The 15,530-nt window shown below is 70.7% G+C and carries 16 protein-coding genes, 1 tRNA gene, 2 pseudogenes and 1 riboswitch; of the genes and pseudogenes, 2 read left to right on the plus strand and 17 right to left on the minus strand.

Features of this window, described 5'->3' with window-relative positions; genetic code table 11:
* The 10 genes and pseudogenes from FRW57_RS07615 to clsA all read right to left on the minus strand — a co-directional run.
* Positions 1 to 780 (minus strand): annotated as a pseudogene (locus FRW57_RS07615) (glycine dehydrogenase (aminomethyl-transferring)); the annotation flags it as partial.
* 87 nt (positions 781 to 867) lie between these two features.
* Positions 868 to 960, minus strand: a riboswitch (glycine riboswitch).
* A 159-nt stretch (positions 961 to 1,119) separates the two neighbouring features.
* On the minus strand, positions 1,120 to 1,704 hold the full coding sequence (locus tag FRW57_RS07620; protein ID WP_137120831.1) for a MerR family transcriptional regulator: 585 nt from the start codon (positions 1,702 to 1,704) through the stop codon (positions 1,120 to 1,122).
* A 190-nt stretch (positions 1,705 to 1,894) separates the two neighbouring features.
* Positions 1,895 to 2,377, minus strand: a complete 483-nt coding sequence (locus tag FRW57_RS07625) for a bifunctional nuclease family protein (protein WP_152185718.1) — start codon at positions 2,375 to 2,377, stop codon at positions 1,895 to 1,897.
* A gap of 88 nt (positions 2,378 to 2,465) precedes the next feature.
* Positions 2,466 to 3,182 carry a transcriptional regulator FtsR gene (ftsR, locus tag FRW57_RS07630; RefSeq protein WP_152185719.1) on the minus strand — a complete coding sequence of 239 codons (717 nt, stop codon included), beginning with the start codon at positions 3,180 to 3,182 and terminating at the stop codon, positions 2,466 to 2,468.
* Positions 3,179 to 3,643 (minus strand): FHA domain-containing protein, encoded by a 465-nt coding sequence (locus tag FRW57_RS07635; protein WP_137120828.1) that lies wholly within the window; start codon positions 3,641 to 3,643, stop codon positions 3,179 to 3,181. The genes ftsR and FRW57_RS07635 overlap by 4 nt, the downstream gene beginning before the upstream one ends.
* Positions 3,644 to 3,824: 181 nt before the next feature.
* Positions 3,825 to 4,214, minus strand: a complete 390-nt coding sequence (gene gcvH / locus FRW57_RS07640) for a glycine cleavage system protein GcvH (RefSeq protein ID WP_152185720.1) — start codon at positions 4,212 to 4,214, stop codon at positions 3,825 to 3,827.
* A 25-nt stretch (positions 4,215 to 4,239) separates the two neighbouring features.
* Entirely contained in the window at positions 4,240 to 4,983 is a 744-nt protein-coding gene (locus FRW57_RS07645; protein WP_152185721.1) for a DUF881 domain-containing protein, read from the minus strand.
* Positions 4,984 to 5,066: 83 nt separating this feature from the next.
* Positions 5,067 to 5,399 carry a small basic family protein gene (locus FRW57_RS07650; protein WP_137120825.1) on the minus strand — a complete coding sequence of 111 codons (333 nt, stop codon included), beginning with the start codon at positions 5,397 to 5,399 and terminating at the stop codon, positions 5,067 to 5,069.
* Positions 5,396 to 6,325: a DUF881 domain-containing protein gene (locus FRW57_RS07655; RefSeq protein ID WP_238999367.1), complete on the minus strand. Its 930-nt coding sequence runs from the start codon at positions 6,323 to 6,325 to the stop codon at positions 5,396 to 5,398. Before FRW57_RS07655 ends, FRW57_RS07650 begins: the two co-directional genes overlap by 4 nt.
* Complete coding sequence (gene clsA / locus FRW57_RS07660; protein WP_338055358.1) at positions 6,322 to 6,972, minus strand: cardiolipin synthase ClsA; 651 nt, start codon at positions 6,970 to 6,972, stop codon at positions 6,322 to 6,324. Before clsA ends, FRW57_RS07655 begins: the two co-directional genes overlap by 4 nt.
* A gap of 107 nt (positions 6,973 to 7,079) precedes the next feature.
* Between clsA and FRW57_RS07665 the strand changes: the two genes are divergently transcribed.
* Together FRW57_RS07665 and FRW57_RS07670 are read left to right on the plus strand one after the other, a co-directional pair.
* Positions 7,080 to 8,033 carry an ABC transporter ATP-binding protein gene (locus tag FRW57_RS07665; protein WP_137120823.1) on the plus strand — a complete coding sequence of 318 codons (954 nt, stop codon included), beginning with the start codon at positions 7,080 to 7,082 and terminating at the stop codon, positions 8,031 to 8,033.
* A complete protein-coding gene (locus tag FRW57_RS07670; RefSeq protein WP_152185722.1) occupies positions 8,030 to 9,238 on the plus strand; it encodes an ABC transporter permease in 1,209 nt (402 codons plus the stop codon). The genes FRW57_RS07665 and FRW57_RS07670 overlap by 4 nt, the downstream gene beginning before the upstream one ends.
* Positions 9,239 to 9,264: 26 nt before the next feature.
* Here the strand turns inward: FRW57_RS07670 and FRW57_RS07675 are convergent, their stop codons facing one another.
* The 7 genes and pseudogenes from FRW57_RS07675 to FRW57_RS23080 form a co-directional block, all read right to left on the minus strand.
* A complete protein-coding gene (locus FRW57_RS07675) occupies positions 9,265 to 9,822 on the minus strand; it encodes a DoxX family protein (RefSeq protein ID WP_152185723.1) in 558 nt (185 codons plus the stop codon).
* Positions 9,823 to 9,879: 57 nt separating this feature from the next.
* Entirely contained in the window at positions 9,880 to 11,748 is a 1,869-nt protein-coding gene (locus tag FRW57_RS07680) for an MFS transporter (RefSeq protein WP_152185724.1), read from the minus strand.
* A gap of 168 nt (positions 11,749 to 11,916) precedes the next feature.
* Positions 11,917 to 11,990 (minus strand) — tRNA-Pro (locus FRW57_RS07685).
* Between the two features lie 182 nt (positions 11,991 to 12,172).
* Positions 12,173 to 13,585 (minus strand): ribosome biogenesis GTPase Der, encoded by a 1,413-nt coding sequence (gene der / locus FRW57_RS07690; protein WP_238999368.1) that lies wholly within the window; start codon positions 13,583 to 13,585, stop codon positions 12,173 to 12,175.
* Positions 13,586 to 13,710: 125 nt separating this feature from the next.
* Positions 13,711 to 14,403, minus strand: a complete 693-nt coding sequence (locus FRW57_RS07695; protein ID WP_137120818.1) for a lysophospholipid acyltransferase family protein — start codon at positions 14,401 to 14,403, stop codon at positions 13,711 to 13,713.
* The gene (gene cmk, locus FRW57_RS07700; protein WP_137120817.1) at positions 14,396 to 15,106 is read right to left on the minus strand and encodes a (d)CMP kinase; all 711 of its coding nucleotides are present in this window, start codon (positions 15,104 to 15,106) and stop codon (positions 14,396 to 14,398) included. Before cmk ends, FRW57_RS07695 begins: the two co-directional genes overlap by 8 nt.
* Before the next feature lie 53 nt (positions 15,107 to 15,159).
* Positions 15,160 to 15,530 (minus strand): annotated as a pseudogene (locus FRW57_RS23080) (prephenate dehydrogenase); the annotation flags it as partial.

Genomic DNA, 15,530 nt, shown 5'->3' on the forward strand with positions numbered 1-15,530 from the left:
CGCCGTCACCAGCGCACCGGCGGCGTGGGCCGCCTCCGTCAGCGCCTGCCAGTCCCGGACCTGCCCGTCGGCGCCGGGGTACTGCACCAGCACGCCGAACACCGACCGGCCGCCGGCCGCTCGCTCCAGCGACTCCTGGTCGGAGACGCCTTCGAGGTCGGCCACGACGACGTCGAGACCCAACGGCTCGGCACGGGTCGAGATCACGGCGACCGACTGCGGCATGGTGTGCCGATCCACGAGCAGCACGGCATCGCTCGGGGCCTTGCTGGCCCGGCGCATCAGGGTCATCGCCTCGGCCGCAGCCGTCCCCTCGTCGAGCAGCGACGCCCCCGCGGTCGGCAATCCGGTCAGATCGCTGACGATGGTCTGGAAGTTGAGCAGCGCCTCGAGCCGTCCCTGGGAGATCTCGGGCTGGTAGGGGGTGTAGGCGGTGTACCACGCCGGGTTCTCGAGGATGTTGCGCCGGATCACCGCCGGGGTGTGGGTGCCGTAGTAGCCGAGGCCGATCATCGAGGTGAGCACGGTGTTGCGCGCGGCCAGGCCACGCAGCTCCTCGATGACCGCCGGCTCGGAGGGGGCGGGCTCGACCCGCAGCGGCTCGGCGCTGCGGATCTGCGAAGGCATCGCGGTCTCGAGCATCGCCTCGATCGACGGCTGCCCGATGGCTCGGAGCATCGTCTCGACGTCGGAGCTCGACGGGCCGACGTGACGGGACACGAAGTCGGGGCTGGCGAAGAGGTCGTCGGTGGCGGAAGTGGGGGTGACGTGGTCGGACACGAGGGCTCCTGTCGCAGGCGTGGCTGGCGCCTCCCCCTCTGTCACCGTGCAGACGACGGTATGCCGGGTGCCTGGTTCCAGAGTTGCCTCACCCACGTGGTCCTGGCGCCTGAGAGGTTCCGGGGAGTTTGCCCCTTCGGCGCCTCGCCGGTGCGGCGAGGTCTCTCCCACGCAGGGTTGTCAGCGGCCACAATCTATCAGCGCCACACGCTCTTCCCGGCCACGGCGTCGCGCTCCTTGACAGCGGGGTCGCTGCCCTGCGTCGCCGCTCAGCGCCTGTGGTCGCGCTCCTTGGCAGCGGGGTCGCTGCGCTCCATCCTCGCTGCCCTGCGTCGCCGCTCAGCCGGTCTTGCGGGCCTGGCGACGGGCACGCAGCTCATCGTCGGGGTGGGCAGCCGGTACGTCGTCGTCGGCCCGCTCGCCCGGCAGCTGCGCGAGCTCGCCCTCGACCTCGTGCCAGACCTTGCCCACCGCGATGCCGAAGACGCCCTGCCCGCCCTTGACCAGGTCGATGACCTCGTCGTCTGACGTGCACTCATAGACGCTGGCACCATCGCTCATCAGGGTGATCTCGGCCAGCTCGGACACGCCGCGCTCACGCAGCTGGGTCACCGCGACCCGGATCTGCTGCAGCGAGACGCCGGTGTCCAGGAGTCGCTTGATGATCTTGAGGACCAGGATGTCGCGAAAGCTGTAGAGCCGCTGGGTGCCGGAGCCGGACGGGTTGCGCACCGTCGGCTCGAGCAGGCCGGTGCGCGCCCAGTAGTCCAGCTGCCGGTAGGTCACGCCGGTCGCCCGGCAGGCCGTCGGTCCTCGGTAGCCGACGTCTTCGCGCAGCTCGGGGAGGTCGTCGGTGAACAACAGGCCCTGGGCGGCAGCGGGCACCTTCTGGGCCGGTTGCTGCGCGTGTCCGGTGGAGCTCACGCCATACCTCCGTGTCCGTGGTGCCGTGGGACTCAGTGGGACGCGGGAGGCGGCCGACGGAAACGACACCGTGGTGATTTCTGCAGACGTTACGGTCGGGCCGGTGCCACGTCAATCACCCTGACGCGAACTGTCCCGGCGTGTCGACACCCTCACCGTCAAGTTGAGGTAGAGGATGAATGGACTCGGGTCACGGCGGTGGTTCGCCGCCCTGTTCGAAGTCTTCGGGCGTGACGTGGTCCAGGAACTCACGGAAGCGCTCGACCTCGTCGTCCTCGTCCGGGGTGATCGCGACGCCGGCCTCGTCCAGCAGGCTGTCCTCGACCAGGATGCGGCTGCCGGTGCGCAGGGCCAGGGCGATGGCGTCGGAGGACCGAGCGCTGATCTCGACCCCTCCGTCGACGACTAGGCTGGCGAAGTAGATGTTGTCCGTGAGGGCCACGATGCGGACCTCGGTCAACGTGTGACCGAGGGCGTCCAGGAGGTTCTTCATCAGGTCGTGCGTCAACGGCCGAGGCGGCTCGACCCCCTGCTGCGCGTAGGCGATCGCGGTGGCCTCCGGCGCGCCGATCCAGATGGGCAGGTAGCGCTCGCCGCCGCGCTCCCGCAGCAGCACGATCGGGTTGTTGGTCGGCATCTCGACGCGGACGCCGAGGACATCGAGCTCTCTCACCCCTTCACCGTACCCGCTCGGGCAGCCCGTGTCCTCGCGCGAGGCGGCGGGTTCAGCGGCGGATCGTGCGGCCGCTCAGGGCAATCGGTCAGCCCGAGGCCAGGCCGGACCGCACCAACCCGGTGTGCAGCGCCACGCACCAGGCCAGGACCTCGGTCGTGGGGTCCTCCGCCGTGCCGTGCGCCGGCGCGCTGCCCCGACGCCGGCGCAGGGGGCTGACCACCTGCTGCACCAGGCCGATCTCGCGGTCGGCAGCGGTGCGGAAGGGCCGCAGGTGTCGTGGTTCGACGCCGTATGCCGCGAGCGCGCCGGCCGCGCGGGCCACGGCCAGATCGCCCTCGCCGTAGTGACCGTCCCCGTCCGTGCGCAGGAGCCCGAAGGTGGAGAGGGCCTCGAAGGTCGGGCCGTCGAGCTCGGCGGCCTCGCGCAGCTCGGCAGCGGTCAGCCGGAGGTCAGAGCGCGGACGCAACTGCTCAGGAGTCGGGAGGGTCGGGTCCGGCTCGGCCGGAGGTACGGCCGGTCGGGCACCGCCTGATCCGTCACCCGGAGGCGTGAGGCCCCGATCGAGCGCGCCCAGCGCCTCGCGGATCACCTTGAGCGGCCAGAACCGGTCGCGCTGGGCGGTGAGGATGTAGCGCAGTCGCTCCACATCCTCCGGGGAGAAGGAGCGGTAGCCCGACCCGGTGCGTTGCGGCGTGATCAGCCCCTCGGCCTCCAGGAAGCGAATCTTGGAGATGCTGACGTCGGGGAATTCCGGCTGCAGCTGGGCGAGGACGGCGCCGATGCTCAGCCCGCGGGCACTCACTGACCGCGTCGGGCCGCGCCGTAGTAGACCAGCCGGAACTTGCCGATCTGCACCTCGTCGCCCGTGACCAGCGTGGCCTGGTCGATACGCTCGCGGTTGACGTAGCTGCCGTTGAGCGAACCGACGTCTGCGACGGCGTAGCCGTCACCCTCGCGGCGGAAGACGGCGTGCTTGCGGGAAACGGTCACGTCGTCGAGGAAGATGTCGCTGTCGGGGTTGCGCCCGACGGTGATTTCCTGCGCGTCCAGCAGGAACCGCGCGCCGGTGTTGGGTCCACGCAGCACCACCAGCAGCGCCGTGCCGGGGCGGAGCGCCTCGATGGTTGCCTGGTCCTCCGATGGAAGAGGCGGTTCGCCCTCGAACGCCTTCTCCCGCAGCTCCGGCTCTTCGACGCCGGGCAGGTGCACCGTCGTCCGGTCGCTTGACGACGAGGACGGGTGCTCGGAATCGTGCTCGGTCATGAAGGGCACCTGCTTTCGGGGCGGCGGGACTGGCGGAAGGGGCGCCGACACCTCAACCCTAGATGACGGCGGCCCCGCCGCGTGAGGGGTATCCACCGATTCCGGGTCAACCCGGGCGAGAAGTCGGCATCCTGCCCGGTGCGTCTGCGGAGCCGGCCGGGACCCGGCTCCGCGCCGAGGCTCAGCCGAGCTGGGCGCGGTAAGCCTCGACGTCGAGCAGCTCCTCCGTTGCGTCCGGGTCGGCGAGCTTCACGTCATACATCCAGCCCTCGCCGTAGGGGTCGGTGTTGATCTGCTCGGGGGCGGCGTCGAGTCCCTCGTTGACCCCGACCACTTCACCGGCGAGTGGCGCGTAGAGGTCGCTGACCGACTTGGTCGACTCCACCTCACCGCACGCGTCCCCGACTGCGATGGTGTCCCCCACCGAGGGCAGGCTCACGTAGACGACGTCACCGAGCGCGTCCTGAGCGAAGGCCGTGATGCCAACCCGAGCCACGCCGTCGCCCTGGTCGCGCACCCACTCGTGCTCTGCGGTGTAACGCAGATCCTGCGGGTAGTCCAAATCGCTCATGACGCTCCTCGAGAAGGGTGACGGGTCACTGGGTGGGGGTGGCCGTGGGTACCGGCTGAGCGTAACGATGCGCGGGAGGCGAGTGCAATGCATCGATGTGGATGGTCTGCGATTGGGTGATGGTGGGGTGTCCCCCGAGCTGACGCACGTTCTCCGCCAGCCCGCCGGGGATCGCCATCGCCGCCGCCATGGTGTGCGGGTCACCGATCGCCAGGATCCGGTATGGCGGTCGCACGCCCACACCGTCCACCTGCACCGTCCCGTCCTGGGCCGTGCCGAAGTAGGTGCTCGCGACGACGCGCACCGGACCGATCTGCACCGCCTCCGCGCCCGCGTCCCGCAGTTCCTGCAACGCGTCGAGCAGGACCGAGTCGGTGATCTCGTGACGCGGATCGCCGATGGTGATGGTGATCCCCGGGCCCTTGGCGGGGACCGTGCCCGCGAGGACCTCCAGCGAGGACAGCCGCTCCCTCGCGGCCTTGCGGGCCTCGCGGTCGCTGGCCCCACCGCTGACCAGCTCGTCGCGGGTGCGCCGCAGCTGCGCCGCGTCCTTGTCGAGCCGGTCGGACCGCTGGCTCACGTCGTCGAGGAGGCCGACCAGCTCGGTCTGGCGCAGGGCGTCCAGGCCCTCCGAGCGGGTCTGGCGCACCTGGGTCACGATGGCGAAGCCCAGCAGCAGGGCGAGGACGGTGGCCAGCGCGTTCGCCTTGGTGGCGCGCGGCGCGCCCATGCGCACGAGCCGGCGCCACCCGGTCGCGCCGCCGCTCATGCTCGTGGTCGCGCTCCTCGGCGGCGGGTTCGCTCCGCTTCCTTCTCGCCGCTCATCGTCGCCGCGGCTCCGTGTGGGGTGGTTCATGCGTGGAAGAGGTGTCGACGGATGCTCGCCACGTTGGAGAAGATCCGGATGCCGAGCACGACCACGACCCCCGTGGACAGCTGCGAACCCACCCCGAGCTGGTCGCCGAGGAAGACGATGAAGGCGGCGACGACCACGTTGGACAGGAACGAGATGACGAAGACCTTGTCGTTGAAGATGCCGTCGAGCACCGCCCGGACCGCGCCGAAGACGGCGTCCAGGGCGGCGATCACCGCGATCGGCAGGTAGGGCTGCATCCACACCGGCACGGTGGGATGGAACAGCAGCCCGACGAGGATGCCGACGACCATGCCGATGGCTGGGATCACGATGCGTCCTCGGAGGTGGGCGTGGTCGGTGGGGTCGAGGTGGTGCTCCTCGTGGGCACGGGCTTGGCCACGCGCAGCTGCAGGGACGGTGACGCCGGGACCTGCAGCGACTGCTCCGTCTTGACCGTCGCCTGGATGCCGAAGGTCTCCTGCAGCGACGAGAGGTAGTGCCCGCCGCTGCCCCGCGAGAAGGTGGTGGGCATCGTATCGGGGTCGCCGATCGCTGTGATCACGTAGGGCCGGGTCAACGGCCGGAAGTTGACCAGGATCGCCTCACCGGCGAACCGGATCGCGGACTGGGCGGTGAGCCGTTGCCCGTTGATCGAGACCGCCTCCGCCCCCGCCTTCCACAAGCCGTTGACGATGATCTGCAGGTCCCCCGACGTGACCCGTCCGGCGTTCTCCTCCGTCTGGGTCCTGGGGTCGACGTCGCCGTCTGCCGCGGCCTGGTCCGGCCTGGCGTCGTCGATGGTCAGGAGCACTCCCGGCCCGGTCAGGGGCACGGCGCCGACTCCTCGCGCGGTCGCGGTGAGCTGCTCCGCGAGCTGGGACTCGTGGCCCCGGACCAGCGCCTGCTGCTGGGCCTGCTGGATCTGCGCCCGCAGCGCCGCGATGGTGGCGGCCTGCCGGTCACCATCCGCCTGCCGGGACTCGATCTGGGCGATCAGGCGCTGCTTGGCCTCGGCGGCGGCGGTGGTCGGCACCCGCAGGGACAACGCCGCCACGGCCACGAGGAAGCCGATGACGACCGCCGTGAGCAGCAGCATCGGGGTCCGCGTGCCCGACGTCCGGGGCCTGCCCGCGCGCTCCCGGGCGTCGGCCTCGGCGGCATACCCCGGATCGAGGGGTCGGCGCATCATCTCGTTGAGCAGGGTCATCGAGGCGTCGACCGGGCGACGCGCGGCCGGTGCGGACTGGTCGCTCACCGTCGCTCCCGGCCGCCCGCGGCGTCACGCACCATCTGGCGCACGTGCACGGCATACATGATCCCGGCAACCCAGTAGAGGACCGTTCCCCACCAGGCGAAGGCCCAGCCGATGACCAGGACCACCGTCGCCGCCGTGCTCCCACCCTGGCCGAGCAGGATGAGGGGGAAGGCGCTGAGCAGGTTGAACGTGGCTGCCTTGCCGATGAAGTGGACGGGTGGCAGCGGAAGGTGGTGGGCCCGGAGCACCGGACCCAGCGCGGCGATGAAGACCTCGCGCGCGAGCAGCACGCCCACCAGCCACCACGGGATCGCGTCGACCCAGCCGAGTCCGAGCAACGTCGCCAGGATGTAGAGGCGGTCCGCGAGCGGATCGAGGACCTGGCCGACGCGGGTGACCAGCCCGTAGCGCCGCGCGATCTTGCCGTCGAGGTAGTCGGTGACCCCCGAGACCATGAGCACCACCGCCGCCCAGGTGGTGTGTGAGCCGTCGATCAGCAGCCACAGGAACAGCGGCACGCCGACCAGCCGGAGCAGGGACAGGACGTTGGGCACGGTCAGGACCCGGTTGCTCACCACGAGGTGGCCCTCGTGGCCGTCGACCGGCCGCGCCCGCTGCGACGGTGGCCCGCCGACATCATCCCTCACGCCCCAGAGCCTAAGCGGTGCTCGGCGATTCCCGCGTAGGCGACCTCCCGCCCAACACGCTGTGAATCTGCTTGACCCTGTGCACCGCCCCTGTGAGTCTCGAGCGCATGCCACCTTCGCAGGATGGGTCCCTGCTGCCCGCTTCCCCCACGCCTGGTGTCGGCCTGACCGTCCGCGACGTCACCAAGCGGTATGGCGACACGCTCGCTGCCGATGCCATGTCGCTCGACCTGGCGCCCGGTGAGGTCCTCGGGTTCGTCGGGAGCAACGGCGCCGGCAAGAGCACACTGATGCGGATCATCCTGGGGGTGCTGGCGTCCGACTCCGGGCAGGTCCTGTGGCAGGGCACACCCATCACCGCCGACGGTCGGCGACAGATCGGTTACATGCCTGAGGAGCGCGGGCTCTACCCGCGGATGAGGGTCGGCGACCAGCTGCACTACCTGGCGCGGCTGCACGGCCTGTCATCCTCCGACGCCGACACCTCGGTGGACCGGTGGCTCGCACGCCTCGGCATCGCCCACTACCGCGGCAGCGAGGTGCAGAAGCTCAGCCTCGGCAACCAGCAGCGCGTGCAACTGGCGGCGGCGATGGTCCACGACCCCGTCCTCCTCGTGCTGGACGAGCCGTTCTCCGGCCTGGACCCGATCGCCGTGGACGTGATGAGCCAAGTGCTGCGTGACACCGCTGCCCGGGGGGTCCCCGTCATCTTCTCGAGTCATCAGCTCGAGCTCGTCGAGCGGCTGTGCGACCGGGTCGCGATCGTCCGCCGTGGCCGGGTCGTGGCGGCCGGCACGGTTGACGAACTGCGCTCTGGCAGCGCGATGCAGCTGGTCATCGATGCGCCCGGCGCGCGACCGGGGTGGGCCGACGGGCTCGCCGGGGTCGCCGTCCACGACAGCGGCGGGACGGTGACTGTCCTCGAGCTGTCGCCCGGCACGGACGAGCAGGCCGTGCTGAAGGCGGCGCTCGCCACCGGCCCGGTCCGCTCGTTCGCGCCGCGGCAGCCCTCGCTCGCCGAGTTGTTCCGCCACGTCGTCTCCGAGGAGGTGACGGCATGACGGGCACCTCCTCCGCCGCCCCCGGGCGCTTCGGACCGGTCTGGCTCGTGGCCACCCGTGAGATCCGCACACGGTGGGAGTCGAAGGCCTGGCGCCTCATCACCCTGGTCACCCTGATCGCGGTCGTCGGCTTCGTGGTCGTCATGAAGTTGGTCTCTGGTGGTGGCCCGGACGCGACTGTCGGCTATGTCGGCGGACAGGCGGTCGGACAGCAGATCACGGCGAGCGGGAAGGCGACCGGCCTGGAAGTGGAGACCAGGAAGGTGAGTGCGGACGCGGGACGGCAGCAGGTCCGCGACGGCGACCTCGACGCCTTGGTGCGCATCGACCCTCGAGGCGTGGTCCACGTCACGGCGAAGCGGGAGCTGGGCAGCGACGTCGAGGCGGCGGTGACCGCGCTGGCCCAGCAGACCGCCATCCACGAGCAGGTCACCAAGCTCGGCGGCGACCCGGCGACCTTCGAGCGGGCGGTGGCGGCGGCCCATCCGCAGGTGACCAACCTGGAGCCGCCGCGCACGTTCTCACCGGATCAGCTGGCGCTGGGCGTCATCGCCGGCGTCCTCATCTACCTCTCGCTGATGATGAACGGTCAGATCGTGGCGCAGGGAGTCGTGGAGGAGAAGTCCAGCCGCGTCGTCGAGCTGCTGCTGGCAGCGGTCCGGCCCTGGCAGCTCATGGCCGGCAAGGTCCTGGGCATCGGCTTGCTGGGACTCGCACAGATGGTCGTCATCGCCGGCGGCGGAGCGATCGCCGCCGTCGCCACCGGGGTCCTGACCATCTCGATCGCGGCCACCGCGAGTGTGGTGGTCTGGCTGGTCGTCTGGTTCGTCCTTGGGTTCTTCGCCTACGCCCTGGTCTTCGCGGCGGCCGGAGCCCTGGTCTCGCGTCAGGAGGACGTCGGCGGTGTCGTGATGCCGCCCCTGATGCTCGTCATCCTCGGTTATGTCATCGGGGTCTCGGTCCTGCCCAGCGACCCCGCCAACGGGGTCGTGCGCGTGCTCTCCTGGCTGCCCGTCTTCTCCCCGACGCTGATGCCGATCCGGGTGGCGATGGGCGGGGTGCCGGCCTGGGAGCTGGTGCTCGCGGTCGCCCTCATCGTGCTGGCGATCCCGGGGCTGATCTGGGTCGCCGCCCGGATCTACAGCAACGCCGTGCTCCGCACGGGAGCCAGGGTGAAGGTCAGGGACGCGTTCCGTCCCCTCTGACCGGGTGCAGCTCGGGTGCCGCGCGCTCAGGCCGGCGCGGCTCCGTCGCCGTCGGGGTTGCCTTCGGCAGACGGCCCTGGGTCGGGCACCTGCGGGGGTGCCGCCTGCCGCCCGAGGGCGACCACGGCCGTGGAGGCCGCCACGCCAGTCGCCAGCGAGGCCAGCGCCCACCAGGGACCCGACATCTTGCGGCCCATCACCGCGTCGAGCGACAGGTCGCCCGGACCGGTCTCGGCCAAGGCGGTGAGCGCGGCGATGATCGTGCCGTTGAACTCATAGCCGCCGTTGGCGTTCCAGAACCCGTTGGGCAGGTGGACCGTGCGGATGGCGGTGGCCATGACACCGGTCAGGGCGGCAGTGGCCACCGGGGTGGCCAGGCCGGCGGCCAGCAGCGCTCCGCCGGCCGTCTCGGTCGCACCGGCAGCGAACGCGTTGCGGCGGGTCGGGTGCAGCCTCAGGGATCGCATCATCCCCTCGGTGCCCTCCATTCCCGGTCCCTCGAACCAGCCGAAGAGCTTCTGCGTTCCGTGGCCGATGAAAAGACCACCGATGAACGCCCGTGCGACAAACCGTGCGATGTGCATGTCTGCACTCCTCCCAGTGGGAACTGACTCGACCCTACGACCAGCGCCGCCCAGCCGCTACCTCAGACCGTGGTGGCCCTGTGCCGCGGGCCGGTCGGGATCGCCACCAGCCAAGGAGGTGAGGACGCCGTCCCGAACGCCCCCCGCGGCGCGGTGCCCCACGGCCGCGGGCTGTGGGGCGGCGCTCCCGGGGGCCTGCTCCTGCCGCTCGGTGTGCACGTACTTCCCGCCACGCAGGGCCGAGGCCAGCGCAGCGATCACGCACGCCGCGATCGCAAACGCGAAGGCGACCCCCAGGCCGTCGGAGAAGGGACCGGAGATCAGCGAGGGGAAGAAGCTGCGACCGGTCAGGTAGTGCGCGTTCGCGGCGGGCAGCTGGCCAAGGACCTGCGGACCGAGGAGCGTCTGCACCGGGTTGTAGCCGAGCAGTGAGGAGAAGAGCACCCCCACCGGCGGGAGCTGCGCCACCTTGTCGGCGGCATCGGCCGGGACGCCCTGAGCGGTGAGGCCGGTGGCCAGCGTGTGCGGGAGTGACCTCGCGAGGCCGGTGATCATCAGCGAGAAGAAGATGCCGATGGACAGCACCATGGCGGAGTTCTGGAAGGTGGTGCTCATCCCGGCGCCGACGCCGCGCTGGCCCGGCGGGAGGCTGTTCATGATGCCCGCGCGGTTGGGCGCGGCGAACAGCCCCATCCCGATGCCGTTGACCAGCAGGGCCAGGGCGAACAGCCAGTAGCCGAAGTCGACGGGAAGCAGCAGCAGCCACACGAAGCTGCCGGCGGCCACCAGCATGCCGACGGTGGCGAAGGTTCGGGCACCGAACCGGTCGGAGAGCCAACCCGAGGTGGGACCCGCGACGAGGAACCCCGCCGTCAACGGCAGCATGTAGATGCCGGCCCACAACGGCGTCGACTCAAAGGTGTAGCCGTGCTGGGGCAGCCAGATCCCCTGCAACCAGATGATCAGGATGAACATCAGGCCGCCGCGACCCAGGGCCCCGAGCAGGCTTGCCAGGTTGCCCGCCAGGAAGGCCCGGATCCGGAACAGTCCCAGGTGGAACATCGGCTCGCGGACCCGCGTCTCCACGACACCGAAGACGCCCAGCACCATCACCCCTCCGACCAGCGCGACGAGCACCCACGGGTTGGTCCAGCCCATGGTGTGCCCGCCGTAGGGCTGGATGCCGTAGGTGATGCCGACCAGGACGGCGATCAGACCCGCCGCGAAGGTCGCGTTGCCCCACCAGTCCATCTCCGCATGTCTGCGCACCCCCGTGTCGTGCAGCTTGAGGTAGGCCCACACCGTGCCGAACACCCCGATCGGCACCGAGACCAGGAAGACCAGGTGCCACTCGATGGGAGCGAGCAGGCCACCGACGATCAGCCCGATGAACGAACCGGCAATCCCGGCAACCTGGTTGAGGCCCAGTCCCAGACCGCGCTGGTCGACCGGGAAGGCGTCGGTGATGATCGCGTTGGAGTTGGCCATCAGCATCGCCCCGCCGACCCCCTGCAGGATCCGCATCAGGATCAGCCAGAGCACCGCCGGCGTACCGTGCATCCAGGTCACCGACAGCAGGATGGAGAACACGGTGAAGACCGCGAACCCGGCGTTGTACATCTTGACCCGGCCGTACATGTCCCCGAGTCGCCCGAAGCCCACCACCAGCACGGCGGTGACCACCATGTAACCCATGATCAGCCAGAGCAGCAGACTGGTGTTGCCCGGCTCGAGCGGGTTGATGCCCACACCCCGGAAGATGTCCGGCAGCGCGATCAGCAGGATCGACATGTTGATGGTGGCCATCAGGACCCCGAGCGTGGTGTTGGACAGCACCACCCACTTGTAACGAGGGCTCACGACGTCGCGCGCGGCCCTCTCCTGTCGCGCTCGTGCCCTCGTCGACTCGGTATGCCGTCCGCTCATCTGTGTCCCTCCGCGGCCCGACCGAGGCCTCCAGCGTGCGATTAGTTGCCTTCGGTTAACTAATCTACTCCGCCGCGCTCCGGAACGTTGCGCACCCACCGGTTCGGGGCATGGCAAGGGCCCACACACCGACCTGTTGTGTGGGCCCTCGACCTCGAGTGCTCCCAGTCGGGATGACAGGATTTGAACCTGCGACCCCCTGACCCCCAGTCAGGTGCGCTACCAAGCTGCGCCACATCCCGTTGTTCAGTTGTCGGGCGTGGCAGAGGGCCAAACTCAATCAACCCCACCAGTCGAGGGCGCTACCAAGCTGCGCCACGTCCCGGGAAGCTCCCGAAGGAGCGATCAGAACTCTAGCGCACGCACTCCCCCGGTTCCGAATCGCCACAGCGCATGTCCGGCCCGGCCGTGGCGGGGTGGTGACTCACCGGCGACGACGCTTCTCGCGCACCCTGACGGACACTTCGATCGGGCTGCCCTCGAAGCCGAACTCCTCACGCAACCGCCGCTCGATGAAGCGGCGGTAGCCGGCCTCGAGGAAGCCGCTCGCGAAGACCACGAACCGTGGCGGCCGGGTCGACGCCTGCGTCGCGAACAGGATCCGCGGTTGCTTGCCGGAGCGCACCGGGTGCGGGTGGCCGGCCACGATCTCGCCCAGGAAGGCATTGAGGCGGCCGGTCGGAATCCGCGTGTCCCAGGAGTCCAGTGCGGTCTCGATCGCCGGGACGAGCCGGTCCATGTGCCGGCCGGTGCGGGCCGAGATGTTGACACGGGGCGCCCAGGGCACCTGCACGAGCTCCTTCTCGATTTCGCGCTCGAGGTAGTAGCGGCGCTCCTCGTCGAGCAGGTCCCACTTGTTGTAGGCGATGACGAGGGCGCGGCCGGAGTCGACGACCTGCTGGATCACGCGCACGTCCTGCTCGGCGATCGGTTCCTCGGCGTCGATGAGCACCACCGCCACCTCGGCCTTCTCGAGTGCGGTCTGGGTGCGTAGCGAGGCGTAGAAGTCCGCGCCGCGGGTCTGGTGCACCCGGCGCCGGATTCCCGCGGTGTCGACGAACCGCCAGGTCTTGCCGCCGAGCTCGATCATCTCGTCGACCGGGTCGCGGGTGGTCCCGGCGACGGGGTCGACCACGACCCGGTCCTCCCCCGCGAGCTGGTTGAGCAGGCTGGACTTGCCGACGTTCGGCCGGCCGAGGAGCGCCACGCGTCGCGGGCCGCCCCGTGAGTAGGCACCGGAGACGCCCGAGACGTCGGGCAGGGCCTCGAGCAGTGCGTCGAGCACGTCTCCGCTGCCGCGGCCGTGCAGCGCCGAGACCGGCCAAGGCTGCCCGAGCCCGAGCGACCACAGCATGGCGGCGTCGGCCTCCGCGCGCAGGTCGTCCACCTTGTTGGCGACCAGCACGACGGGCTTGCCCGACCGCCGCACCAGCTTGACGACCGCCTCGTCGGTGTCGGTCGCGCCGACCGTCGCGTCCACGACGAACATGACGACGTCCGCCATCTCGACGGCGACCTCCGCCTGCTCGGCGACCCGCAGGTGGATGCCGCGGGCGTCCACCTCCCATCCCCCGGTGTCGACCAGCGTGAAGCGGTGGCCGGTCCACTCGGCGTCGTAGGCGACCCGGTCACGAGTCACTCCGGGCACGTCCTCGACCACGGCCTCGCGGCGGCCGAGGATCCGGTTGACCAGGGTCGACTTGCCGACGTTCGGGCGGCCGACGACCGCCACCACGGGTCGGGTCTCCCCCGCCTCCAGCTCAGCGCCGGAGTCTTCCCGCTCGATGAGGTCGCGGTCCTCGTCGCTGAGCTCGAACTCCTCCAGCCCCGCACGCAGGACGCGCTCGACGTCGCCCCCACCGTCGTCCTGCGGCGGCGCGGCGCTCGCGTCGTCGGCGGGGGTGTCGGTCTGCTGCTCGTTCACGGGCAGGGGCCCTTCAGGTCGTGGTGCGGGGGGTTGAACTACCCATTGTCGCTCACGTCGGACGGTGGTCGCTCCGGCAGCGCCATGCCGACCCGCTCGACGGTGGTCTGCACGTGCTCGGTCATGGCGACGCGCATCTGCTCGGTAGCGATCCGTCGCTGGTCACGACCCGGGAGTCCGGGCTGCCCCTTGAGGGTGAACGGCTCGCCGAAGGCCACGATGACCCGACTCCTGGGGCCCGGCAGCGAGCCACGGGCGTCCCGCTTGCGGGTGCCGAGCAAGGTGACCGGCACGACCGGGGCTCCGGTGCGCAGTGCGAGCCACGTCGCCCCCTGGTGGATGTGCGCGACGTCGCCGCGACCGCGGGTGCCTTCCGGAAAGACCCCGACCACCCGGTCGTCATCGAGGGCCGACACGGCCGTCATGAGGGCGTTGCGGTCACCGGTGGTGCGGTCGATCGGGATCTGGCCGAGGGCCCGCAGCAACCAGCCGACGAAACCGTGGAACAGCTCCTTCTTGACGATGATGTTGGCGGCGCGGGGGGCTGTGCCGAACAGCAGTGGGCCGTCGAGGAACCCGAGGTGGTTGGACACGAGGATTGCCGCTCCGCGCCGCGGCACCCGGTCCCTGTCGACCACCTGCACGTCATACAGCGTGCGGAAGACGACCTGCCCGAGCCGCCACCCGATGATCGACCGGCGTCGGTGCGGCGCCGGGTAGCGTTCAGCCACAGTGCTGCCCGGTCTTGGTGGCCACCACGCCCAGGACCGCCTCGACCGACTGCTCGAAGGTCAGGGCAGAGGTGTCGACGGTCTCCACCCCGGGCGCCGCCTCCATGAACTGCGAGACCGTCGAGTCGTCGCGGTCGCGTCGGATGATCTGCTCGCGGGTCGCCTCCACCGACGCCCGGTCGCTGCCTCCGTGCAGCTCGGTCGAGCGACGGGCGAGCCGCGCCCTCTCGTCGGCCATGAGCAGGACCCGCACCTCGGCGTCGGGGGCAACGACCGTGGTGATGTCGCGGCCCTCGGCGACGACTCCGCCCACCGTGCGGCGCGCCTCGAGGATCAGCACCCGCTGCCGGTCCTGCAGCTCCTCGCGCACGTCAAGGTTCGTTGCCACCTGTGAGACCGACTCCGAGATCGACGTCGTGCGGATCGCCTGGTCCACGCTGACACCGTCGACCGTGACCGACGGAGCCGCCGGGTCCGTGCCCATCACGAGCGGGAGGTCGCGAGCTGCCGCGGCGACGGCGTCCTTGTCCGCCAGGTCGATCTGCCGCTGCACGCACCACCAGGTGAGCGCCCGGTACATCGCCCCCGTGTCCAGGAAGGCCAGGCCGAGCCGCGCGGCAACGGCCTTGGAGACGCTGGACTTGCCGGTGCCGGAGGGGCCGTCGATGGCGATCGTGAGGGGTGGGGAGGAGGCGTCGGTCATTCGAGGGAGTTTAGTGGTGCTCGCGGTCCGGCCCGGACACAGCCCGCGCGCGCTCACGTGTGGACGCGCCACCCGCGGGCCAGCAGCTCGTCCTCGAGGCGCTCTCCCACTGCCGGCAGCACGGCCAGCTCGGCGATCCCGAAGGGCGCCCCGACCCCGTGCTCGAGGCGCAGGTCCTCGAGGTTGATGCCCGCGTCGCCCATGTCCTGGAAGAGACGACCCAGTGCCCCCGGCTCGTCGGGCACCACGACGAGAACGGTGGCGTATGCCGTGGGCTCCGCCCCGTGCTTGCCCGGGATGCGGGCGTGCCCCGTGTTGCCGTGGGCGACCATCCTGGCCAGGGTCGCCCGCGACCCCGGGGCCAGGTCGGCGAGCGCCGCGACCGTTTCGGCGAGGTCGGCGGCCAGTGCGACCAGCACCTGCC

This window comes from Segeticoccus rhizosphaerae (assembly GCF_009192725.1).
Classification (GTDB): domain Bacteria; phylum Actinomycetota; class Actinomycetes; order Actinomycetales; family Dermatophilaceae; genus Segeticoccus; species Segeticoccus rhizosphaerae.